This window comes from Rhodococcus sp. C3V (assembly GCF_029269915.1).
Taxonomy (GTDB): domain Bacteria; phylum Actinomycetota; class Actinomycetes; order Mycobacteriales; family Mycobacteriaceae; genus Rhodococcus_F; species Rhodococcus_F qingshengii.
Genome location: NZ_JARJBE010000011.1, coordinates 185,234 through 206,592, shown reverse-complemented (window position 1 = coordinate 206,592; position 21,359 = coordinate 185,234). Strand labels below are relative to the sequence as shown.

The 21,359-nt window shown below is 61.5% G+C and carries 23 protein-coding genes and 1 tRNA gene; 7 read left to right on the top strand and 17 right to left on the bottom strand.

Annotated features, from left to right (window positions below; genetic code table 11):
- Positions 1–65: 65 nt before the first annotated feature.
- Entirely contained in the window at positions 66–566 is a 501-nt protein-coding gene (locus tag P3G66_RS25645) for a nuclear transport factor 2 family protein (RefSeq protein WP_007726289.1), read from the top strand.
- Here the strand turns inward: P3G66_RS25645 and P3G66_RS25640 are convergent.
- The gene (locus P3G66_RS25640) at positions 553–1,335 is read right to left on the bottom strand and encodes a DUF1906 domain-containing protein (protein ID WP_042920828.1); all 783 of its coding nucleotides are present in this window, start codon (positions 1,333–1,335) and stop codon (positions 553–555) included. The genes P3G66_RS25645 and P3G66_RS25640 overlap by 14 nt on opposite strands.
- Before the next feature lie 877 nt (positions 1,336–2,212).
- Here P3G66_RS25640 and P3G66_RS25635 point away from each other — a divergent pair.
- Positions 2,213–2,443, top strand: a complete 231-nt coding sequence (locus P3G66_RS25635) for a PLD nuclease N-terminal domain-containing protein (protein ID WP_031331074.1) — start codon at positions 2,213–2,215, stop codon at positions 2,441–2,443.
- On the opposite strand, the gene P3G66_RS25630 is transcribed toward P3G66_RS25635, so the two are convergent.
- From P3G66_RS25630 to P3G66_RS25595, 8 genes are all read right to left on the bottom strand, one after another.
- Positions 2,431–3,372, bottom strand: coding sequence for an antibiotic biosynthesis monooxygenase (locus tag P3G66_RS25630; protein WP_050656023.1), 942 nt, complete (start codon positions 3,370–3,372; stop codon positions 2,431–2,433). The two genes, P3G66_RS25635 and P3G66_RS25630, sit on opposite strands and share 13 nt — an antisense overlap.
- A 1-nt stretch (position 3,373) precedes the next feature.
- The gene (locus P3G66_RS25625; RefSeq protein ID WP_276117294.1) at positions 3,374–4,774 is read right to left on the bottom strand and encodes an amidohydrolase family protein; all 1,401 of its coding nucleotides are present in this window, start codon (positions 4,772–4,774) and stop codon (positions 3,374–3,376) included.
- A gap of 69 nt (positions 4,775–4,843) precedes the next feature.
- Positions 4,844–5,542 carry a CPBP family intramembrane glutamic endopeptidase gene (locus P3G66_RS25620; RefSeq protein ID WP_276117302.1) on the bottom strand — a complete coding sequence of 233 codons (699 nt, stop codon included), beginning with the start codon at positions 5,540–5,542 and terminating at the stop codon, positions 4,844–4,846.
- 168 nt (positions 5,543–5,710) lie between these two features.
- On the bottom strand, positions 5,711–6,694 hold the full coding sequence (locus P3G66_RS25615; RefSeq protein ID WP_276117293.1) for an iron-siderophore ABC transporter substrate-binding protein: 984 nt from the start codon (positions 6,692–6,694) through the stop codon (positions 5,711–5,713).
- Positions 6,695–6,783: 89 nt separating this feature from the next.
- Entirely contained in the window at positions 6,784–7,263 is a 480-nt protein-coding gene (locus P3G66_RS25610; protein WP_007726307.1) for a VOC family protein, read from the bottom strand.
- An 85-nt stretch (positions 7,264–7,348) separates the two neighbouring features.
- Positions 7,349–8,335: an alpha/beta hydrolase family protein gene (locus tag P3G66_RS25605; RefSeq protein WP_276117292.1), complete on the bottom strand. Its 987-nt coding sequence runs from the start codon at positions 8,333–8,335 to the stop codon at positions 7,349–7,351.
- The gene (locus tag P3G66_RS25600; protein ID WP_276117291.1) at positions 8,332–9,336 is read right to left on the bottom strand and encodes an alpha/beta hydrolase family protein; all 1,005 of its coding nucleotides are present in this window, start codon (positions 9,334–9,336) and stop codon (positions 8,332–8,334) included. Before P3G66_RS25600 ends, P3G66_RS25605 begins: the two co-directional genes overlap by 4 nt.
- A 332-nt stretch (positions 9,337–9,668) precedes the next feature.
- Positions 9,669–9,800 carry a hypothetical protein gene (locus tag P3G66_RS25595; protein ID WP_003945242.1) on the bottom strand — a complete coding sequence of 44 codons (132 nt, stop codon included), beginning with the start codon at positions 9,798–9,800 and terminating at the stop codon, positions 9,669–9,671.
- Positions 9,801–10,071: 271 nt separating this feature from the next.
- Between P3G66_RS25595 and P3G66_RS25590 the strand changes: the two genes are divergently transcribed.
- On the top strand, positions 10,072–11,193 hold the full coding sequence (locus P3G66_RS25590; protein ID WP_276117290.1) for a winged helix DNA-binding domain-containing protein: 1,122 nt from the start codon (positions 10,072–10,074) through the stop codon (positions 11,191–11,193).
- A 114-nt stretch (positions 11,194–11,307) separates the two neighbouring features.
- Positions 11,308–13,005, top strand: a complete 1,698-nt coding sequence (locus P3G66_RS25585) for a fumarate hydratase (RefSeq protein WP_276117289.1) — start codon at positions 11,308–11,310, stop codon at positions 13,003–13,005.
- A gap of 60 nt (positions 13,006–13,065) precedes the next feature.
- Here the strand turns inward: P3G66_RS25585 and P3G66_RS25580 are convergent, their stop codons facing one another.
- The 7 genes from P3G66_RS25580 to P3G66_RS25550 all read right to left on the bottom strand — a co-directional run bounded on the left by P3G66_RS25580 (position 13,066) and on the right by P3G66_RS25550 (position 17,720).
- Positions 13,066–13,416, bottom strand: a complete 351-nt coding sequence (locus tag P3G66_RS25580; protein ID WP_003945214.1) for a hypothetical protein — start codon at positions 13,414–13,416, stop codon at positions 13,066–13,068.
- 52 nt (positions 13,417–13,468) lie between these two features.
- The gene (locus P3G66_RS25575; RefSeq protein ID WP_276117288.1) at positions 13,469–14,032 is read right to left on the bottom strand and encodes a mismatch-specific DNA-glycosylase; all 564 of its coding nucleotides are present in this window, start codon (positions 14,030–14,032) and stop codon (positions 13,469–13,471) included.
- A gap of 20 nt (positions 14,033–14,052) precedes the next feature.
- Positions 14,053–15,381 (bottom strand): WS/DGAT domain-containing protein, encoded by a 1,329-nt coding sequence (locus tag P3G66_RS25570; RefSeq protein WP_030536239.1) that lies wholly within the window; start codon positions 15,379–15,381, stop codon positions 14,053–14,055.
- A 32-nt stretch (positions 15,382–15,413) separates the two neighbouring features.
- Positions 15,414–15,890 carry an SRPBCC family protein gene (locus P3G66_RS25565; protein WP_007726321.1) on the bottom strand — a complete coding sequence of 159 codons (477 nt, stop codon included), beginning with the start codon at positions 15,888–15,890 and terminating at the stop codon, positions 15,414–15,416.
- Positions 15,891–15,965: 75 nt separating this feature from the next.
- Positions 15,966–16,331, bottom strand: a complete 366-nt coding sequence (locus tag P3G66_RS25560; RefSeq protein ID WP_007726323.1) for a VOC family protein — start codon at positions 16,329–16,331, stop codon at positions 15,966–15,968.
- Entirely contained in the window at positions 16,328–16,714 is a 387-nt protein-coding gene (locus P3G66_RS25555) for a phage holin family protein (RefSeq protein ID WP_003945275.1), read from the bottom strand. Before P3G66_RS25555 ends, P3G66_RS25560 begins: the two co-directional genes overlap by 4 nt.
- A 40-nt stretch (positions 16,715–16,754) precedes the next feature.
- Complete coding sequence (locus tag P3G66_RS25550) at positions 16,755–17,720, bottom strand: L-lactate dehydrogenase (protein ID WP_039972672.1); 966 nt, start codon at positions 17,718–17,720, stop codon at positions 16,755–16,757.
- A 107-nt stretch (positions 17,721–17,827) separates the two neighbouring features.
- On the opposite strand from P3G66_RS25550, the gene P3G66_RS25545 reads away from it, so the two are divergent.
- Entirely contained in the window at positions 17,828–18,670 is an 843-nt protein-coding gene (locus P3G66_RS25545) for a PE-PPE domain-containing protein (protein ID WP_039972676.1), read from the top strand.
- Positions 18,671–18,765: 95 nt separating this feature from the next.
- Positions 18,766–19,830, top strand: coding sequence for a glycerophosphodiester phosphodiesterase family protein (locus P3G66_RS25540; protein ID WP_042921042.1), 1,065 nt, complete (start codon positions 18,766–18,768; stop codon positions 19,828–19,830).
- A gap of 296 nt (positions 19,831–20,126) precedes the next feature.
- On the opposite strand, the gene P3G66_RS25535 is transcribed toward P3G66_RS25540, so the two are convergent.
- Positions 20,127–20,202 (bottom strand) — tRNA-His (locus P3G66_RS25535).
- A gap of 187 nt (positions 20,203–20,389) precedes the next feature.
- Between P3G66_RS25535 and P3G66_RS25530 the strand changes: the two genes are divergently transcribed.
- Positions 20,390–21,352, top strand: coding sequence for a pseudouridine synthase (locus P3G66_RS25530; protein ID WP_070162385.1), 963 nt, complete (start codon positions 20,390–20,392; stop codon positions 21,350–21,352).
- Positions 21,353–21,359: the final 7 nt, after the last annotated feature.

The window sequence follows — 21,359 nt, the reverse complement described above, 5'->3', positions numbered from 1 at the left end:
AATCGCCGACAATCAATTCTGCAACGTGTTCTAATTTGAGGCGACGACTACCCGAGGAGCCTTTCATGACCTGGACACGCACCGAACTCGAAGACGCCTTCGCGGGTTACCAGAACACCGTTGTCGAGTGCACTCGTTCCGGCGATTGGAACGCCTTCGCGGACATGTTCACCGAGGACGTCGTCTACGTGGAACACGCTTTCGGCACCCTCAATGGCCGAGAGGCCGTACGCAAGTGGGTCACTCGCACGATGACGGAGTTCCCGGGGCACCGCATGACCGAATTTCCAGCCAACTGGTTCGTGGTCGACGAGCAGCGCGGATGGATCGTGTGCGAGATCGACAACCCGATGGAGGATCCGGGTGACGGATCCAAGCACGGAGCCGCCAACATCACGATCCTGCATTACGCCGGCAACGGACTGTGGTCTCGCGAAGAAGACGCCTACAACCCGATGAACTTCCTGTCGATGGCAAAAGCATGGTGCCTCGCCGCGGAAGCGGCGGGCACCCTCCCCGACGACGCCAAGGCCTGGCTCGCCAAATTCGGCGCTATGGTGCGATAGATCCTGTCGGCAACGAGGATCCGACCGGCTGGGCCGGACCGACCGCACCGGCCAACGACCACTGCCCGTAGTCCCGAGTGAGGATCGAGTTCAGATCCACGCCGACGCCGTCGACCTTGCGCTTGTCGATCTCGAACTGATGCAGGTTTGCCCGCGGGTGCACATACCCTGCGGGCGAGCCCCAATTGTGCTGCCAGAACCAGGTTCCGACGCCGGCACTGATCATTGCGTCGATCACGCGAGTGTTTCCGTAGACGCCGAGCGCTCCGTTGCCGACAACCGAGGCCCACCCCTCGAGGTACGGCGCGATCAGCGTAGTGATTTCAGTACTGGTCGGGTTGTCGTCGATCGACGCGTAGATCGGCCGACCGGACGGCCCACCAGCCGCCGCATGTAGTTCGAGGCCACGGGCAGCATGACGCTTGCCCGCTTCGCGGGCCCCGCGCCAGTCCGCCGTTCCGCCCTTGCCGAATTGATAGCAAGAAACGACTTGAAGTCCGGCCGCGGTCAACGCGTCGGTTTCCCGCGCCAGTACGGGCTTGCCGACCATCCAATCGGCGCCCGGGCGCCTGTCCGAGACGTATCGAATGGCGCCCGCATACCCGGCGGCCTTGATTGCCTGAGCGGACGGCACACCGGCGGCGTAATCGAGCAGGGTCCCGAGCGAACCGGCATTGGCCACCGACGTCGTACCGCTCAATGCAGCGAGTCCGGCAGCCGCCGATCCAGCCGCTGCGTACTTGAAGAGGTTTCTTCGCGAGACGTGCACAAAGCTCCGATCATCGGCGTGTCCCGCTCGAAGTGGCGGGCAGGCAAGCTATCTTCTTTCGCTCGCATTCCACCACAGTCACATCAACCCCGCCATGCACTTGGTCAACAATGCTCACATTGTCACCAAATTTGGACGCCTGACAGACAACAGTGGCCCCCGAAGGCATCGCCTTCGGGGGCCACTGAGTCGGCCTAGCGGCCGGAAGCTATCAGCTGAGCGAGGTGAAGAAGCTCAGAGCGCTGAAGAGATCAGACGCGTTGCTGAAGAAGTCGTTGAGGAAGGTGAAGGCATCCGAGAATTCTGCGCTGCTCATGCGATGTGCTCCTGTCGAAGATACGGTCCAGAGGATTGCCGCCACGTGAGTGGCTGCTGGCGATAAGAGTAGAGGCCTTCCGTTACTTCCGCGACACCAAATGTGTCCGGGACGTTACATTTCGACCCCTTCGGGGCGCGGACATACACACAGGTAACACCCACCGGCAGTGATCAAACTGTCACCTAAGGACGATTTATTGACGTATTCCGAACATCGTTCCCGATAGCAGCTACCGCACAGCATCAAACCTGTAGGGCGACCACAAGATTGGCAAGCCTTACTTAACAGGATGGGTGTTGCTCCCGATAGAGTGCGTACCAGCAGATTGGCCAAATCCCCCGCGGCAATGTAGCCACGCGAGCTTAGTGCGGGCGCAAACATTCAGCCACAGTTCGAGTTAGCGAGATCTTTACGCCGAAAACGACCGTCCCGACGGCCCGCGAGACAGTACCTATCGGTCGTCATGGTGACGCTATTCACACTGATTTGAGGAACTCCCGGCACCGATAACAACCGGATCTCGACACCGATTGGACGTTCGAGGGCACAGTGGAGTTCATGAACCTCACAAAAAAGAAATCCTGGAGTGAGCTGTCACCCGCGCAGCGCCGCGTCGTCTCCCTGCTCGCAACGATTCAGTCCCTGTTGGCGATCGCAGCGTGGACCGACCTGGCGCGACGCCCTGCCGATACGGTCAACGGCAGCAAGAAGAAGTGGGCGGCGATCATCTTCGTCAACTTCTTCGGACCGCTCACCTACTTCCGCCGAGGCCGGATTCAGTCGAAGTAGTCCCAGAACTGCAGCCACTTCACGGAGGCGAAGAGCGTCAGAGTCACGACGTACACCGCAATTACCGCTGCGCCACCGCGCCAGTTGGTGCGGGGAACGGCGCCGTCGACCGGGTCGAGCCAGTGGCGGAACCACCTGGTGACCGTCGGCATCAGGAACCACGTCATGGCGCCGACGCTGACTATCTGGCTCAACCACATCGACAGCCACGGCGGCGCTCCGATCCCGTCGAGCAGCGGCCCGAGAAACCTCGACAGCGTCATCACCGTCGGATAGAGGACGAGCAGGATGATCATCGCCGTCTTCCAATTCGGCGTCGCGCGAGTCTGCCCGTTCTCCGTGCGCAGAATGGTGCCGAACGGTGTCGACCGCGTGGTCTCGGTGAAGTCCTCGGCCAACTCGGCCCGCAGTTTCGGTAGTGCTGCGGCCCTCTCGGGCGACGCCATCCACACCGCCAACTGCTGCTCTGTCCGAAACCGGAGGACGGACTTCCACTGGGTGGAGTCGGTGACCGACCGCAACAACATCACCGACTCGTAGCCGGAGAATCGCGAACTGAGATCGATGAGGTGTCGTTGCGTTCGCAGAAACTCGTTCTCCTTACCCACGACGACGGCGTGGTCGTACACACCGATACCGGGCGGCGGCAGCACGCCGTCGATCAGAACGAGATCACTCGTCTGCGCCAGAATTCCCGTTGCAGCAGCTGATCTTTCGAGATCGCGGCGATCAGTCGACTCCAGCCAACGATGAAGATCGTCGGCACTGTCGAAAGTGACGGACACGCCGTGCGACACCGGTTCCGGTTGATCACTGATGCCACAGCTCAGGTAGCCGTCGAATCGACCGGCGGTCTCGGCCGCACGCTCGACCCACGCCCGGAATCCCGAACTCGTTCGGTGGTACCCGGTGATGGCAGTTGCGGACACGTCAGCCCGATATCCGGCGCCCTTGCACGTACACGTGCGCAATCGCGGGCTCGCGCATCGCCATCAGGAGCCCGAAGAGCGTCTGGTCGCGGGCGAGTATCGGATCATCCGAACGCGTTCCGTAGTTGACGAGCCCGGCGAGCGGCGGCCACCCGGACGGATCGATCACCAGGAAGTCGGCCTCTTTGCCCTCGTCGAAGTTGCCGATCCGGTTCTCCATGTCCAGCGCGCGAGCACCGGCGAGTGTTCCGGTGAACAGCAGTTCGGCAGGGTGCATCGACACTCCGTCGTCGCCGGCTTCGGAGATGTGAACCTTGAAGGCGTCGCCGAGGACTCGGGTGAGCAGGCACTCGTCGCCGCCACCGAAGTCCGATCCGATCGCGATGTTGACCCCTGACGCAACGGTTCGTTTCCACGGCATGGTGCCGGAGCCGAGAAACTGCTGGGAAGTAGGGCAATGTGCGATCGAGGTTCCGGTCTCGGCCATTCGTGCGAGTTCGGAGTCCTGGCAGTGCACCGAGTGCGCGAGTATCGCGCGTGGACCCAGGAAGCTCTTTCCGCCGACCTGTGAGCCGGGGAGGAACTTGCCGTCGTACGTGTCGAGATAGGTCTCGACCTCGTACTCGGCGAGTGTGGTCGCCACCTCGCCGGTTCCGGGCCGATTGTTCTCGTTGAGATGACTGTGGAAGTAGACGCCCCGGTCACGGACGGAGTCGTACAACTCCCCCAAGTCCTTCAGCGTCCGTGTTGTCACCGCGAGAGAGAAGCGGGGAACCACTGCGACGTGAACGAGCGCAGTGTTCACGTCGCCGGTGTCGGCCGCGTGCCACTTGTCGATCTCCTCGCGGGTGAGTCTGATCGCGTCCTCTTCCGAGGTGATCAGCGCGGCAGCGGAGGCCGGGCCGGTGGTCTGAATCCCACGTCCGCTGACCACTCGAAGGCCGCGTTTCAGAGTTTCCGAGAACAGGGCGTCCTGCGCGTGCGGGAAGGCCGATCCGAACACCATCGCGGCCGTGGTTCCCGTGGCGACTCGGCGAGCGCAGAAGGCCTCGGCAGCGTGCTGGGCGAATTCCGGATCAGCGAATCTCGATTCGGAGGGAAAGACGCACAGGTCGAGCCACTCGAGGAGTTGGCCGCCGCCGTAGGCGTCGCCGGCGTAGGTCTGCGGGAAATGAATGTGTGCATCGACGAATCCGGGCAGCAGGAAACCCGGTCGGTGGTCGTGAATTTCGCCGCCCGCGAGGTCTCCGGGGAGCGATTCGAATTCTCCGCAGTAGACGACCGTTCCGGCATCGTCGATCGCCAAGACGCCGTCGGGGATCGAGACGAGCGACTGCGCCGCATCCTCGACCGTCGGACGACCGGAAATGTGGAAGACATGGCCTCGATGAAGGTGCGTCACTTACTGAGCAAAGCACAAAACTACCCGGCGTCGCGCGGCGAATGCTGTCCTTTTTGTCAGATATTGGGATCAAGCAAGAGTTGCATGCCAAACAAGAGCCGCAGCCAGCGCACCGGCACCGTTCAACGACCAATGCAGAGCAATCGGCGCAATGAGGCTGCCGCTGCGATGACGAAGCCAGGTGAATACGAGACCGGCCGCAGCGGTGGCGAGAACGGCTCCGAGGATGCCGGCGACCTGGCCGACGACTCCGGTACCGAGAAAGCCGGACAGCCCTTCGTTACCGCTGGTCAAACCCATCGACGACGCGATGTGCCACAGTCCGAACATCAGAGAACCGGCAGCGGCGACGCCGCGGAATCCACTGACCCGGTTCAACGTGCCGTGCAGGACGCCACGGAAAGCCAACTCTTCGGGAATGACGGTCTGCAGCGGGATCACGATCATCGACGCGATGATCGCGCCGGAAATAGTGGCGTAGCGATCCGCCATGAAGAAGGTGCGTGTGAGCGGAAGCAGAGCGCCGACGGCGACAACCGTCAGGACCAGGCCGACGGCAGCAAGCGCGTACTTCGAACCTCGCCGCAGGTCACGACGGGACAGCCCCAATTCTGCCCAACCCATTCCCCGGCGCTTGGTGAGCGCCAACAGGACGAGAGCAGAGATGGGTACCGTCGCGATGCTTGCCCAGGCGGTGGTGAAATGCGCGATCAGATTGGTTCCCACCAGCACCACGACCACAACAGCGATATCCACGTATGCATGCATCCGCGGAAAACGAGGAGCGGTCGCTTCGATCTCCACTGGACCGATCTCCACTGGGCCGCCGCTCGTTAGCTGAAAGTTCACTTTGCCCAGTGTACCGGCGCACGAGAACTGCCCGCCACTGTTTGCGAACACGCTCACAGTGACGGGCAGGTCCCGAAACAGCTCTGATCAGGCGCCGAGCGTGCTCGCAAACTTCGGAACGGCGTTGTCGATTGCGTAGGTCAACCCCGGTACCGAGCCACTCGAGAACGCATTGACGAGTGCCGGGTCATCGAGGATCAACAGATGTCCCTCCTGAGCCGACGGGATTGCGCGCAGTAGCGGATCGTTCGCAAACGCACTGCTGTCGAGGAAGATCGGAAACAGCACCGTGAGATCCGCGTCGAACAGGTTCAGGTTCTCGTTGGCGACCGGGATGTAGAAGTTTCCGGTGGCTTTTTCGGTGATCGCCGTCGGGATCGTGAAGCCGAGGCGCGTCATGAAGTCTGCGCGTGCGTCGCCGGGTACGTACGCGCCGTAACCATCGGAACTGTAGGCGCCGACGGCCGCTGTCTTACCCGCAAAGCTCGGATTGGCGGCAATTGCAGCGTCGAACTTGGCGTTGAGGCCGGACAGTACCGCCTTTCCTTCTGCTTCCTTGCCGAGAGCCTTCGCGACGAGTTCGGTCTGCTGCTCGACCGTCGTCCCGTACGCAGTGGACAGACCCGGCGGCGGCCCGACCGTCGGCGCGATGGCGCTGAGCTTGTCGTAGGTGGCCTGCGTGTTGTCGCTTCTCGTCCACAAAATCAGGTCCGGGTCGAGAGCAATGACGTCCTCGATGCTCAGGTCCATGGTTCCGAGGATCTTCGGATCCGTGGTGAACTCGTCCGCAATCCAGGGTCCGACGCCCTTGCCACCGAACGCCATCCAGTCCGCGACACCGACCGGCTGTGTTCCGAGGGCAAGTGCCGTCTCGGCGTCCGACCAACCGAGCGCAACGACGCGCTGCGGGTTGGCCGGGACCTCGACGTCGCCGAACATGGTCGAGACGGTTGCTCCCGCCTCCGCGGGTGCGTCAGCGCTGTCGCTGCTGCAGCCGGCAAGTCCGGCGACGGCGAGCGAGGCCGCCAAGGCGGTGACTGCAATCTTCGTTCGAGAGACTTTGATTCGCATGGTTACCAGCACTCCTCCAACGCTCCAGCGAGAATTAGGGAAGGCTAGCATCAGCTAACGAAGGCTGTCGCTCATCGGCCAGATCGTGTTCAGGACGCGTCTGCGGCCCGTTCGAGCTCCGCGATGTCGATCTTCTTCATCTTCATCATCGCGTCCGTGGCGCGTTGCGCCTTGGCCCGATCCGGATCCTTCATCAGTTCGAGAAGACGATTCGGGACTACCTGCCAGGACAATCCGAACTTGTCCTTGGCCCATCCGCACGGGCCCTCTTCCCCACCCTCGGTCAGCCTGGACCAGTAGTGATCGACCTCAGCCTGATCGACGCACGGAATCTCGAAAGACACTGCTTCCGAGAACGTGAACATCGGCCCGCCGTTCAATCCGGTGAATCGCTGACCGCCGAGTTCGAAGCTGACGGTCATCACCGATCCCGCAGGCATTCCGGAAGGCGATCCCTCGACGTACCGTTCGATTCCCAGGATCTGCCCGGAACCGAACACCGAGATGTAGAAGTTCGCTGCTTCTTCTGCTTGGTTGTCGAACCACAAACAGGGAGTGATGGAAGGCATGTTCTGTCCTTGTCGACGAGGTTACGAATCAGGTGTACAGGGTTATAGACCCGGCCCGAAGCGGAAACTCATCGCAAGGAATTACTCAAGCCGACAACGCAGAGTCGAGCATCGGCCAGGAGCGAACGAGTTCGTCGCGCCAGTACGGCCAACCGTGCGTCCCCACCGGTTGAGCGCTGCGGGTGACATCGACTCCGCGATCGCGCAACACCTGCGTGATCTGGTCGGTGCACAGGTTCGATCCCAGTTCCATGACCCCGCCAACGACCAATACCCGGCCCAGGGCAGGAGTATCGAGAGTTTCGTGCGGACCTGGTAGTCCCGATCCCGAGGCGAGATACACCTTGGTGCCGCGCAGCTTGTCGGCATTGGCGAAAACGTCGTGCTCTTGCCAAGCCTCGCTGCCGGCCGGACCCCACATCTGCTCCGAACGGGCATTTCCGTTGATCACCACAAGATCGGTCAACGCCTTGCCGAATCCTCCGACGGTTGTGTAGCAGCCGCTGTAGCCCGCGACCACGTCGTACAACCCGGCCGAGCGTTGGGCCAGAATCAGCGCGGCTTCTGCACCCATCGAGATCCCGCCGATTGCGTTGTGCCCGTTGGTGGCGAACCTCGTGTCGATCAGTGGGGGAAGCTCTTTCGTCAGGAATGTCTCCCACTTCAGACGACCGAATTTCGGGTGGTCTTCCTGCCAATCGGTGTACATGGTGCCGGTTCCACCGATGGGGAGTACGACGTTCACGTTTTTGTCGGCAAAGAACGGGACGATATCGCCGTTAGCCGGAGCCAGCCAGTTGTTCTCTTCGATCTGCCCGGAATTGCCGTCCAGGAGATACAGCGTCCCGCGCGGTTCCGAGCGGTCGGCAGGAAGCAGCACTTTCACCTGCATGGTGCGCCCCATGGCGGGACTCGCGACGTCGAGAAGAACCAAGCGCGAAGACAGTTCGGTGACACTCGTTATCTTCGGGGTCTCGTCGGCGAGCGCGGTCGAGGGCAACGCAAGTAGTGAAATCAAGGCGAGCGCGCCGACGAGAACGACGCTTCGAAGGCTTGCTCGATGGGGCCTCACACGCCGAGCGACGCGGCGATCATCGGCCACGAGTCGTGTAAGTCGTCTTCCCAGTATCCCCATGAATGCGTTCCTGCCGGCTTGAAGTTGTAGCGAATGTTGTTCATACCCAATGCGTTCGTCCTGTCCGCAAGCTGGGTGGTGCAGTAGTGAGTTGCCGCCTCGATTCCGCCACCGAGAACAAGTTGCAACGCCAAATCTGTGACGTCGTTGTCGATCCGCGGATCGGCAAGTGTGTCGTACGGACCCGGAATTCCGGTTGCTGTTGTGATGTACATAGGGACTCGAGGTAGCTTGTCCGCGTTGACAACCGGATCGTGAGCCGGCCAACCCGGACCATCGTACGGACCCCACATGTTTTCCGCGTCACCCCCACCCACGGCAACCACGAGTTTCACGAAGTTCTGCCCGATGCCCGGACTCGTCATCGCGCACCCGCTGAAGGACCCGACACTGTTGTACAGCGCGGGCGCCGCCATAGCCAGATCCAGTACCGACGTGCCTGCCATCGACAGGCCTGCCAGTGCGTTCTCGCCGGTCGTCGCGAACATTGAATCAATGACTGGCGGTAGTTCTTCCGTCAGGAACGTGGTCCACATGTTGACCCCGTTGTTGTTGCCGGATTTCGCGAGGCCGGGGTCCGGCCGCTCCCAATCGGTGTAATAGCTGAATGCTCCACCGAGAGGCGTGACCACGTTGACGTGCTTGTCCGCGAAGAACTTCGGTGCGTCGGTCCGCACCGACCACGTCGCGTCGTCTTTTCCTCCGTCTACTCCGTTGAGTAGGTAGAGCGTCGGAGCAGGCGTCGAAGTATCAGCCGGCCGCAAGACCTGCAACGGAATGTCGCGCCCCATCGACTGTGAGTACACCGAGATGTCGACCAGCCTGCTGTCCGCCGACTGAGCGTGACCCGGTGCGGTGAGGAGCTGGAACCCACACACTGCCGTGGCCAACGCCACGAAGACACGGAAAACCGTTCGTAACGCACGAGTCTCGATCATCCGGGTCACTCTCTTCGGCAGCGGAACCTTTCGAACGGTACCGCCTGAAACAGGCAAACCCGACGTGATCGGAAAAACTCGATCCGGTCGACACGGAAAGGCTCACGCACCGAGCGCGTGAGCCTTTCTCGTCAGACGAAGCTTACTTGGGCGTAACAGTGCCGCCACTGAGCTCGGTCAGCGAATTGAAGAATGCGGTGCCGACGTTGTTGACAGCCGTGATGACGTTCCCCACGATTTCGAAGGATCCCATGAAAACTCCTACAGTTGTTTAGGTCTCGGTCACCCGAGCGGAATTTTGAGGTCGAACGGTCCGATTCCGGCGAGCGGGATCAGAGGAGCGGCTTGAGGCTGCCTGTGTTCGTCTGAACCGAACCGATGAAGGTTTCGAACAACTGGTCGCCGGCACCAAGCGAGCCCATGCCCTTGAGTGCAAGTTCGACGATCGACATCAGTGAACCCATGTGAATCTCCTAGAGAAGTCAGAGGTCAGCTGCCAAAAGCACCCGACAGTGCTGTGACAGCTGCGTCACATCTGTAATGTATCCGTGACGTGGGTAACAGTAATCATACGAACGACCAGTTGGCAAAGGATTCCGACAATGGGGTCATTATTTCGACTAATAAGGTCTGCTACTGAAAAAATTCCGGCCAATCGGTCGAATTTGACCAATTCTGTCGCCGCATTGATCAACCGCCCCAAATCCTGCGGTTACCCACCAGTAAACTGAAATCATGTCTAGCGCAACCTCACTCACGCAGGTAGCTAATTTCCGGTGGCACCGCCATCAACTCGACCGAGCGGTTGTCGGTGACGCCGATCACAGCGATTGCAGCATTCTCGATCTCGGGATTCAGAACACCGGACCTGACGGAGCCGCCTGGGCCCTGCGGATCCGCGGCGTCCGCGTCGACGCCACTGAGCTCGCTCTTGCCTGGACGTTGCGCGGAGCCCCCCACTATTACCGTCGGGGCGACCTGCCTGCCGTCGCCGCCGCCACGTCGCCGTTCAGCGAAGCCGATGCAGCCAAGCGCATTTACGACGCGAATCGGCCCCTGAAGGCCGCCGGCATCCCGACGCTGACTGCCCTGCAAACAGTTGCTGCTGCGATGCGGGACATCGTCTCGAAACCAACCGTCAAGGGCGAGATGTCCGCGCAGTTGACCAACCGAGTGACCGAGCCCTATCTGAGATTCTGCCGCCCGTGCAACGCCACTCATCTGTACGAGATGCCGTTCCGGCTCGCGGCACTCCAGGCAGGCCTCGAGCTACAGCCGGACACATCTCCCCCAGTGCTCGAACGCATTCCGGGTTGGCGCCGACGCCCATTCAGCGCCACGGGCGCAGACGCAGATTCCCGCTTCGACGTGATCCGGGGTTATCTGCGGTTCTACGGCCCCGCGACACCTGCTCACGTCGCGTCGTTTCTCGATGCTCCGGTCAGGGACGTCAAAGCCCACTCGCCAATCGATGCCGAGGAGATCGAGGTGAACGGCGAGAAGCGGTGGATTCTCGAACAGGACCGCGAAGACTTGTTCGGCTCCCCCACCGATTCAAATACGCGCTTGCTCGGGCCTTTCGATCCGTATGTACAGCTCAAGGATCGGGAGACCCTGGTTCCCGATCCGACCGCCCAGAAGACGGTGTGGCCGACCCTCGGGCGACCGGGCACGGTGGTAGTCGGTGGCACGATCACCGGATTGTGGCGACCACGAGCATCCGGAAAGACGCTGAAGGTCGCGATCACCCCGTGGGGAACGTGGTCACGATCGGCCCGCGCAGCAGTGGCCGAGCAGGCCGAAATACTTGCCGAATTTCGCGGCGTCGAGCTCTCCGAACTGGTCGAAGTATCTTGATCGAGCCAGTGGCATCCGGATAATTCCAGCTCACACCCGCCCCGATTCGGAGAAGGAAACCCCCAACGATAACCTGAATGCGACCTTCGCACGCACCCTTGTTCAGGAGAGATGATGGCCGACTTCCTCTATGAGGACCTGTTGCCGATCGGTGATGACACCACCGAGTACCGATTGCTCACCACCGAAGGGGTGTCGACAGTCGAGGGACCGGACGGCCGCACCTTCCTGCAGGTCGAGCCAGAAGCGATGCGCTTGCTGACCGAAACGGCGCTGCACGACATCTCTCATTACCTGCGCACGGATCACCTGACGCAGCTCGCGAGCATCCTCGACGATCCCGAAGCGTCGAACAACGACAAGTTCGTCGCGCTCGATCTGCTCAAGAACGCCAATATCGCCGCTGCCGGCGTTCTGCCGATGTGCCAGGACACCGGAACCGCCATCGTCATGGGCAAGCGTGGACAGCATGTGCTCACCCCCGGCGACGACGAGAAGTCCATTGCCCGCGGTGTCTACGACGCCTACACGCGTCTGAACCTGCGCTACTCGCAGAACGCCCCCATCACGATGTGGGACGAGAAGAACACCGGCAACAACTTGCCCGCGCAGATCGAGCTGTACGCCGATACTGCTGCCGGACATGAGAACTCGTACAAGTTCCTCTTCATGGCCAAGGGCGGCGGAAGCGCCAACAAGTCCTACCTGTACCAGGAAACCAAAGCGATCCTCAATCCCGACTCGATGATGCAGTTCCTCGAGGCGAAGATCCGCTCACTCGGCACCGCAGCCTGCCCGCCCTACCACCTTGCAATCGTCGTCGGCGGTACTTCGGCCGAGTTCGCGATGAAGACGGCGAAGTACGCGTCGGCGCACTATCTCGACGAATTGCCCACCGAAGGCGCCATCACGGGTCGCGGCTTCCGCGATCACGAGCTCGAGAAGAAGGTTTTCGAGCTGACGCAGAAGATCGGTATCGGAGCACAGTTCGGCGGCAAGTACTTCTGCCACGACGTCCGCGTCGTCCGACTCCCCCGCCACGGCGCTTCGTTGCCCGTCGCCATTGCGGTGTCCTGCTCGGCAGATCGACAGGCGAAGGCCAAGATCACCCAGGAGGGCGTGTTCCTGGAACAGCTCGAATTCAACCCGGGCCGTTTCCTGCCCGAGGTCACGGACGCTCAGCTCGACGAAGAGACGGATGGCATTTCGGGTACCGGCAAGGGCGCTGCGGTCAAGATCGATCTGACCAAGCCGATGTCAAAGATCCTCGCCGAGCTCTCCAAGCACCCGGTGAAGACTCGTCTCTCCTTGACCGGTCCGCTCGTCGTGGCACGCGACATCGCGCACGCCAAGATCAAGGAACGCCTCGACGCAGGCGAAGAGATGCCGCAGTACCTCAAGGATCACCCGGTGTACTACGCCGGCCCCGCCAAGACGCCCGACGGCATGGCGTCCGGTTCGTTCGGCCCGACCACGGCCGGCCGTATGGACTCGTACGTCGAGCAGTTCCAGGCCGCCGGTGGCTCGATGATCATGCTGGCCAAGGGAAACCGCTCCAAGCAGGTCACCGACGCCTGCAACTCGCACGGCGGTTTCTACCTCGGGTCGATCGGTGGACCGGCCGCTCGCCTGGCGCTCGACTGCATCAAGAAGGTCGACATCCTCGAGTACGCCGAACTGGGAATGGAAGCCGTCTGGAAGATCGACGTCGAGGACTTCCCCGCCTTCATCGTCGTCGACGACAAGGGCAACGACTTCTTTGCGCACACCGGTGAAGTGACCCTGACGATCGGCAAGCGCCCGGGTCTGTAGACACGTCAACAGCAAAGAGCCCCGGCGAGTTTCGATCGCCGGGGCTCTTTTGTGTCTTTGTCAGGTCCAGAGCGCGGCCACGAATACGGTCACGATCGACAACCCGCCGACGACGTGTACCAGATTCGGATTGGGCTGGCCCTTCTTCTGCTTCGCCCGGGTGATCTCGGCAAGCGCCACGATGACCAGCGAAAGCACCAGCTTCACAGCGATCTTCGCGTGAATGTAGTTCTTGTCCAGGGCGCCTTCGCCCAACCCGACGATGATCAGGCCGGACACGAACTGCATCCTGGCACCCCACACCATGACCTCGGTGATCGAAGGAGCCTTGAGGACGGTGAAGTAGCTACCGACCAGGGCAGCCATGCCGAGTAGGTGAATCACTACAAAGACGTTGTATAGAACAGACATACAAGCACTTTAACTTGTACCTTGTTCTGGCCGAACGGAACTGCGACTTCTCTCAGAGAATTCCGGCTTCGGATGCGGCGGAACGATATTTCGCTGCCAAGGTGTCCACCGTCTCGTGTGCGTTGAGACCACTGGGATTGGGCACGATCCACAGTTTTGCCCCCTCGAAATCACGGTCCTGACGCCCGGCCTTCACCTTCTTGTCACCGAAAGCTGTTCGATAGGCGGTGATCCCGGCGAAGGCAACGACTACTGGATTGGTTGCGCGCACGATGTTTCGGACCCGAACTCCGCCAGTTGCGAGTTCCTCCGACGTCAATTCATCGGCGCGCGCAGTTGCCCGCACCGCCAAATTGGTGATGCCCACTCCCCGATCGATCAGATGCTGTGTGTCAGCGTCCGACATACCCGCGGAAGGATCGATCGCATGCTCGATTATGCCTGCCCGCAGCAGTGCCGGATAGAACCGATTACCCGGTCTGGCGAAATGCGCGCCGGTCGCCGCCGTCCACAGTCCCGGATTGATACCGACGAACAACAGCCGGCAATCCGGCCCGATCAGATCCTCGATCTCGGCGTCTCGGAACGATTCCAGTTCGGCGCGCGTGAATCCCATGCAGCCAGTACATCAGGCCGTCACGACAGCGCTTCGCGCACCTCGTCGATCGCGTCGTGCATCATCTGCTCGTACACATCGATGTCCGGAATCGAGGCCGGACTGCTGGTGATGCTGATCGTCACAGTGTCCCCGATCCCGTGTACGCCGTGGGTCAACGACATGACCGGCGACAAACTCGGGAAGCCCGCTGTGAACCGAACGACGCCGCCTCCGAGCACCAGATCCGCGTCACCGCGCGCGACACTCGACACCACGGTGTTTCCAGTGACCTCGTCGGGTACTGCCGTGAAATCGTATTGCTGCACGCCCCAACGGACCAGCGGGCCGGGAACCGCGTTCAGCGCGAGATCCGACGCTGCGCTGGATGGATGGGACGCACGTGCGCGACGCTCGTCCATCGACTCCCTGATCAATTGGGCTCGCTCACGAAGATCATCGACTTCCGGGAACAGCCCGACACCTGCATTGCGGAAGTGATTGCGCGCCGTGGGTGTACCTGCCTTGGCGATGGTCACCTCAGCTCCCAATTCGGGCGGTACCGAGCCGTCTCGCTCGGTGAGGTAGTTCGCCATCGCTACCGAGATGGCTGTCATCGCTCCGACTGTGACGGATACGCCGTCGCCACGGAAATCGGCGCTGTCCCGCACGACCATGCGCACCAGTCGGTGCGGTCCGGGAGGGATGTTCGAGCGCACCTTCGGACGGCTCGCCGCCTGCGGCGCAACAACTCCCGATTCGGTGTCCGCCTGCAGCTGTAACTGCGCGCGGTGCCCCGCCCGGCCGTCGCGGAACAGCGAAACGAGTTGGCCCGGAAGGCGCAGGGCGGCGCGGCCCAGAATCTCGGCTGATCCGCTACGCCGCACGTCCGTCTTCTGCTTCGCGGGCGGTTGCGGCGAGAACAGTTGGCGAGCAATCGCCGACGCGCGTTTGCCGTCCGCCAGAGAATGAGCGACCTGCAGAACTGCGATCAGCGCCGGGCCACTGCAGCGCGGCACGCCGGTGACGCCGTGAAACAGGTGCAGCGTCCACGGGGACTCGCGCGGGTCGACGTGGTTCTCGAGTAGTTTCTCGATTCCGTGAATGCACGAGAGCCACGAGTTTTCGGGCAGCTCATGCACTCTCACCAAGGAGGCGTCGACCGGCATGGGCTCCCACACCGGATAGTCGAGGTGCCACGGCGATTCACGAATCCGAACATTGAGATCCGGAATGAGCGACGCTCTTTCGACCACCGAGCGTCGTAGCTCGTCCATGTGCTGGCTCTGCCCGTCGAAACAGTAGAGCAGCAGCTGATCGTTCGGGATCTTCTCCGAAATCCAGAAGGTTTGGGCATCGGTGGGCGTCATCCGTAACACCGGGAGACGGTACCACCGGCTTGTCAGCTCTTTTCTGCAGCAGCTTTCAGCTGGGACAGGCCCTTCTCGAAATCCTTTCCGACAAGCTTGTCCATGCTGAAGATGAAACCGAAGATCTTGAAGAACAGATTCTTCTTTCCGGTCATCTTCCACGTCACCTGAACTTCACCGGAATTCGGCGAGATGAGAAACGTGGTGACGTTCTGCGCCTTGAACGGCTTGAGGAAGGCCAGGTCCAAAACTACTCGTTCATTCGGGACGGATTCGGTGATCACCATCGAACCGGAGCCCGCCTTCTTGTTTCCCGCCCAGGCGTACGAAGCCCCGACGCCCGCGTCAGGCCCCGCGTACGTCCGCTGCATCGCCGGGTCGAGACCTTCCCACGGCGACCACTGAGTCCACTGATGGAAATCGTTGATCAACGCGAAGACGACCGGTGCTTCTGCCTTGACGATCGTCGTACGTTCTACCAGGAATTCGTTGGAATTCTGCGAAGCCATCGTCGATCTCCAATTCTCGGGCGTGACAAGTGTTCGGAATTATCCACGGTCGACGAGATCGGAGCGAGTCGACACTCAGTCCCGCAGGCACAGGCAGAAATAGTGACCGACCGGGTCGCGGTACACGCGGAAAGTCTGATGCTCCGGAATGTCGGTCACCCGCTGCGCTCCAAGGTTCGTCACCCAAGCCTCGGCGGGGTCGAGAGAATCCACGAACAGATCCAGATGGATCCCGACACCGGAGGTCGGCCAGTCCACCGGAACAAAATCCGGAGCGAGCTGAAACGCGAGCCGCTCCCCGCCGGGTCCTTCGATCACGTGCCAATCATCCTCGTCGCGAACACTTTTCCACTCGAGGACCTGGACGTAGAAGTTGGCCAATGCAGCCGGATCCGGGCAGTCCAGGACTGCGTAGTCCATACCGATGTTCGGGCGCGTCACTGTGCCTTCTTCTCCTGAACTTTCTTACGCACGAACAACAACGGAAGAACCAGCGTCGCAACGGCGGTTACCAGCCACACGACGACGGTTCCCAGAATCCACGTCGAGACACCGGAGATCGACAGATTGGAGAAGAGCGACGCCACCAACAGCGCGACAAATGTCGACACCAATCCGATTCCGCCGAGAAATGCCGGTGCATGGCGCTTTGCGACCGTGGCGATGAACGGCGCCAGGACCGACTGCGCAATCGCAAAGATCACGACCGCAACGATGAATCCGGATGTGGGCGCCGAGAAGCCCGAAAGAATCAACGACGCAACAAGAAGCCCGACAGCGGCAGAACCCAGGAAGATCGCGGCGCGAATCAGGAAGCTGATCATTTGTTGATCCTATATGTCGGATATCGAGGAGAACAGATATTCACAATCCCAGAGATTCCTGCACCTCTCGCAATGTCCGGGCAGAAGATCGGAGCCCCGAAGCCTCCTTTTCCGATAGCGGTACTTCGAGGACTCGGCCGGCACCAGCGCGACCAACCATCGTGGGAAGGGACAGGCAAACGTGCTCGAGTCCGTGGACGCCGCTCTGCAAAGTCGATACCGGCAGAACCCGTTGTTCGTCCCGCAACACGACTTCCGCGATGAATGCGCTCGACAATCCGATGGCGAGGTTGGTCGCGCCCTTACCCTCGATGATCTCGTAAGCACTCTCGACTACAGACTTCGCTACTTTCGCGCGTAGGTCGGGGCCGAGGACGCCACCCGACGGTCCCACGAACGAGGTTGCCGGCACTCCGCCGATGGTTGCGCTCGACCAGAGCGGAATCTCGGAATCCCCGTGCTCGCCCACGATGAAGGCATGAACGTTCTCCACCGCGACTCCGAGTTCGGTAGCCAGCAGGAATCGCAATCGGGCCGTGTCCAGCACGGTCCCAGATCCGAAAATTCGGCCGCGGTACGACGGTCCCGCGGCCTGGATCGCTGCGTAGGTCGCCACGTCGACCGGGTTGGTGACGAAGAGAAGGACCGCGTCCGGTGACACCGCCAACAGTTGTTCGGTCAGTGTCTGCGCGATCTTGACGTTCACCGCGGCAAGTTCGAGCCGCGACTGACCGGGATGCTGTTTGGCGCCCGCGGTGACGACGACCAAGTCGGATCCCGCGGTGACCGAGATGTCATCGCCTCCGTCGACAGTGCACGGCGGTGTGAACTGGGTGCCGTGGTTGAGATCGAGAACTTCGGCCCGGACCTTTGCGCTGTTGGTGTCGTAGAGGGCGAGCGCGTCGGCCGATCCGCGTATCAGGCACGCATACGCAATTGCGGTGCCGACGCTTCCCGCACCGACAACGGACACTTTTCGTCTGGATGAACGATTCGGCGTCGTCATGGGTAAATGGTGCTCGCTCGATAACGATTTCGCAGTACAACGGATTGCCAGTCTCTTCTCAGGGTTTGGATGCAGACCTCTCAGAATCGACGTGGATGATCGCTGACATGGCTGAGGTAACCGTTCTTGCAGTTGGCGGCACCGGCGAATCCCACGTCGGCGACCACGGCGCCCGTGTGCGCGGACTCCTCAGTGCCGTCACCGACGAACTCGACAGTCGATTCGATTCTCGCTGGGTCGCTTATCCCGCATCGTACGGTCCGGTCGCCGACGGTGGCCTGAGCTTTCGGCACAGCACCGCGATGGGTGTGAAGGCCCTCACCGCCGAAATCGCACAGACAGACGGCCCGGTCATGCTGATCGGATACTCACAGGGATGCACCGTGATCCGCTCGGCTCTTCCGACGCTGAACCGCGCCAACGTCATCGGAGTCGGACTGATCTCCGATCCTCAACAACCGGCAGGCGTGATCGAAGGTTGTGAGGGACACGGAGTTGCCGGCGACGGACCCGAGATCCAGCCGTGGATTCCGGTCAAGTGGATCGGGCACCCGCAGGACATGATCTGTAATGCCAGCGACGACAGCTACATTCGCGACATCGCAGACTTGACGCGCTGGATGTCCTTCTCGCAGGCACGCGTGTGGGCAGGAAAGGTTTGGGAACTACTTCGTAGCAATGCTTTCCAGAATGCGCAGAAGACTCGTTTCAGTCCCAAACAGTGGCGTACCGATCTACGACGTATTCGCACCGCGTTCCTCGAAGTACTTGGTTACCTGCCGACGAAGTTGAACCTGAACCGATTTCAGCTCAAGAACCCTCGCGGCGGTAGACACATCAGCTACGCGATCGAACCTCTCGACGAGAGCGGACTGACCGGGTGCGAGCTTCTGGCGTCGTGGATGAAGGTCCACGCGAGCGGCGTCGGGCAGCGCATTCACGCGGCCTGACCTTTACCGTTAGTTTACCTAACGAACCCCGGCGAGCCATTCGACGCCTCTACGTTCCTTTCATGCAACTGAGCAGAATATTGTCGTGTGCCGCCGTGACCGTCGCACTCCCCCTCACCGCCCTGGCGGCCCCGGCCGGCGCATCGCCAACCGGCAGTCTCGACTGGTCCGGTTCGTTCGGTAGTTCAGCACCCCAGCCGGTTTCGACGTTCGACGTCCAAGCCCACCGCGGCGGGCTCGGCCTGTACACGGAAAGCAGCCTGGCCGCGTTCGCGAATGCCCTCGAAATGGGCGTCAGCACACTGGAACTCGATACCCAGATCACCGAGGACGGGATCGCTGTCGTCACGCACGATCGTAAGATCTCGAACAAGAAATGCCTCGACACCGAGCCCGCAACTGCGGGTGACCCGGAGTTCCCGTACGTCGGCAAATTCGTCAACACGCTGAGCCTGCAGCAGATCAAGACCATGGACTGCGGCACTCTCCCCCTTGCCGGATACCCTGAACAGCAGAATGTTCCGGGAGCGAAAATGCAGACGCTCGAAGAAGTGCTTGCCCTGGTGAAGTCGTACAACGCACCCGGAATCAAGCTCAACATCGAGACCAAGGTGGAAGCGGGAGCGCCTCACGAGACCGCCCCGCGTGAGCAGTTCGTCTCTGTAGTCCTCGATACGATCCGGGCAGCCGGATTGTTGGACAGCGTCACCATTCAGAGCTTCGACTGGGGCTCGCTCATGCTCACCCGTCAACTCGCGCCGAGTGTCCCCGTCGTTGCGCTCACGAACGGCGACTTTCTCCAGGTAGGCAAGGACGGAGCGTCACCGTGGCTCGGCGGTCTGGACATCGATGATTTCGGTGGCGACGGCATCGCTGCGGTGGCAACCTTTGGTGCCTCCGCCTACTCCCCCGTCCAAGGAACTCCGCAGGGCGGAAAGGTCGGGGATCCCGGTTTCACCCTCTATCCGACAGCCGACATGATCGCGAGCGCACATGCGCGTGGCATGAAGGTCATCCCGTGGACCGTCGATGATCCCGCCACCATGCACGCCCTGATCGACCTCGGTGTCGACGGGATCATCACCGACTACCCCGATCGTCTCCGAGCCGTTCTGGCCGAGCGAGGCATGCCACTACCTGCACCTGCGGTCAAGAAGTAGCCTCCACCGCGCACCGAAGCAGGTACCTGAACAGGTACTACGGCCGATGTCCCCGGGGTCCCGTCGGCCGCATCCTGGACAGGTACTTGCTCGGGTGATCGGAGGTGAATTCTGATGATGTCTTTGAAGGATCAGTTGGACAACTGCGAATACCTACTTGCCGACGCGGAAATGGCGGGTGACTGGAATGCTGTCCGGCGATTCAGGGAATACCGGCTCAGGCTCGTTCGACAACTGTGCAGGCAAAGGGCCGCCGGCCTCTGCGCCTAGAGGCCCGACCTCAACCGTATCTGAGCTGGTCCCTCTGGGCGGTTACGATCCGCCGTCGCCCGAGTCACAGTCGGGTGCTCTCACCAATTGAGCTACAGAAGGTATGGCCCGCAGTGCTTTTCGACTGCGATCTTTCTCTGCCGAACCATACGGGCCCGCATCTCGTCCGCGCTACTGATTTTCGAGTAGACGATCTACACCGACCACCGCTGCGAGTTCGGTTCCGCGTCCCCGCGGGGACGTCCCCGTCGAGGCCACACCGAATCACCGCTGACCAGTAGTCGATGGGATGATGACCTGCGTGTCCATGTCCCCACCGCTGCCCGTCAAGAACGGGGTTGGCCCGACGCGCCTACGCATCCCGCTCTCTGGGCCGTGGGCGACGATCGCTGAGTACGTCGTAGCCAAGTTCGACCATCTGGACGCCGAGAACCTGTATCGGCGGTTCGACGACGGCGAGTTCGTGGATACCGACGGCCACTCGATCTGCCTGAACACAGAACTCAGCGCGCACCGGTTCGTCTGGTACTACCGTGAGTTGCCGGCGGAGGACCCGGTGCCGTTCCACGAGGAGATCCTGCACACCGACGACGATCTCGTCGTCATCGACAAGCCACATTTTCTCCCGACCACTCCGAGCGGGCGATACCTGCGTGAGTCGGCGCTCATCCGCCTGCGGGTTCGTCTCGACAACCCAGATCTGACCCCGATCCATCGACTCGACCGCGGCACCGCAGGAGTGGTGATGTTCTCGGCCCGCCCCGCGACGCGCGGCGCGTACCAGTCACTGTTCGAGAAGCGTCAGGTCACGAAGGTCTACGAGGCGGTGTCGGCGCGACCGACCCGGCGGGGCCGGGATGCACCAGCGCTCGACGTCCCTCTCGTTTACCGCAACCACATCGAAGCTCGACGCGGCGAGTTGCGAGTCGTCGTCGACGACAGCCGTGAACCCAACTCCGAGACCATGATCGAGGCGCGAGGGACGGGCGTGAGTGCCTCCGGACGTGCTGTGCTGCACACGGTTCTACGTCCGCAGTCCGGACGGATGCACCAGTTGCGAGTGCACCTGGCAGCTCTCGGCGCCGGGATCCTGGGCGACCGGCGATACCCCGACCTGCTGCCCGACGCGCCGGACGATCATTCCCTCCCACTCCAATTGCTCGCGAGGGAACTCGAATTCACCGACCCGTTGTCGGGGAAAGCGCGGCGGTTCGTCACCCGTCGGACGCTCAGCGAGATGCCCGTGGGGTGACGACCAG

Coding starts and splice junctions, on each gene's coding strand:
- P3G66_RS25645 (WP_007726289.1), top strand. CDS start 66: ATGACCTGGACACGCACCGAACTCGAAGACGCCTTCGCGGGTTACCAG.
- P3G66_RS25635 (WP_031331074.1), top strand. CDS start 2,213: ATGAACCTCACAAAAAAGAAATCCTGGAGTGAGCTGTCACCCGCGCAG.
- P3G66_RS25620 (WP_276117302.1), bottom strand. CDS start 5,542: ATGCATGCATACGTGGATATCGCTGTTGTGGTCGTGGTGCTGGTGGGA.
- P3G66_RS25615 (WP_276117293.1), bottom strand. CDS start 6,694: ATGCGAATCAAAGTCTCTCGAACGAAGATTGCAGTCACCGCCTTGGCG.
- P3G66_RS25610 (WP_007726307.1), bottom strand. CDS start 7,263: ATGCCTTCCATCACTCCCTGTTTGTGGTTCGACAACCAAGCAGAAGAA.
- P3G66_RS25600 (WP_276117291.1), bottom strand. CDS start 9,336: ATGATCGAGACTCGTGCGTTACGAACGGTTTTCCGTGTCTTCGTGGCG.
- P3G66_RS25595 (WP_003945242.1), bottom strand. CDS start 9,800: ATGGGTTCACTGATGTCGATCGTCGAACTTGCACTCAAGGGCATGGGC.
- P3G66_RS25590 (WP_276117290.1), top strand. CDS start 10,072: ATGTCTAGCGCAACCTCACTCACGCAGGTAGCTAATTTCCGGTGGCAC.
- P3G66_RS25585 (WP_276117289.1), top strand. CDS start 11,308: ATGGCCGACTTCCTCTATGAGGACCTGTTGCCGATCGGTGATGACACC.
- P3G66_RS25580 (WP_003945214.1), bottom strand. CDS start 13,416: ATGTCTGTTCTATACAACGTCTTTGTAGTGATTCACCTACTCGGCATG.
- P3G66_RS25575 (WP_276117288.1), bottom strand. CDS start 14,032: ATGGGATTCACGCGCGCCGAACTGGAATCGTTCCGAGACGCCGAGATC.
- P3G66_RS25570 (WP_030536239.1), bottom strand. CDS start 15,381: ATGACGCCCACCGATGCCCAAACCTTCTGGATTTCGGAGAAGATCCCG.
- P3G66_RS25565 (WP_007726321.1), bottom strand. CDS start 15,890: ATGGCTTCGCAGAATTCCAACGAATTCCTGGTAGAACGTACGACGATC.
- P3G66_RS25555 (WP_003945275.1), bottom strand. CDS start 16,714: ATGATCAGCTTCCTGATTCGCGCCGCGATCTTCCTGGGTTCTGCCGCT.
- P3G66_RS25550 (WP_039972672.1), bottom strand. CDS start 17,720: ATGACGACGCCGAATCGTTCATCCAGACGAAAAGTGTCCGTTGTCGGT.
- P3G66_RS25545 (WP_039972676.1), top strand. CDS start 17,828: ATGGCTGAGGTAACCGTTCTTGCAGTTGGCGGCACCGGCGAATCCCAC.
- P3G66_RS25530 (WP_070162385.1), top strand. CDS start 20,390: ATGATGACCTGCGTGTCCATGTCCCCACCGCTGCCCGTCAAGAACGGG.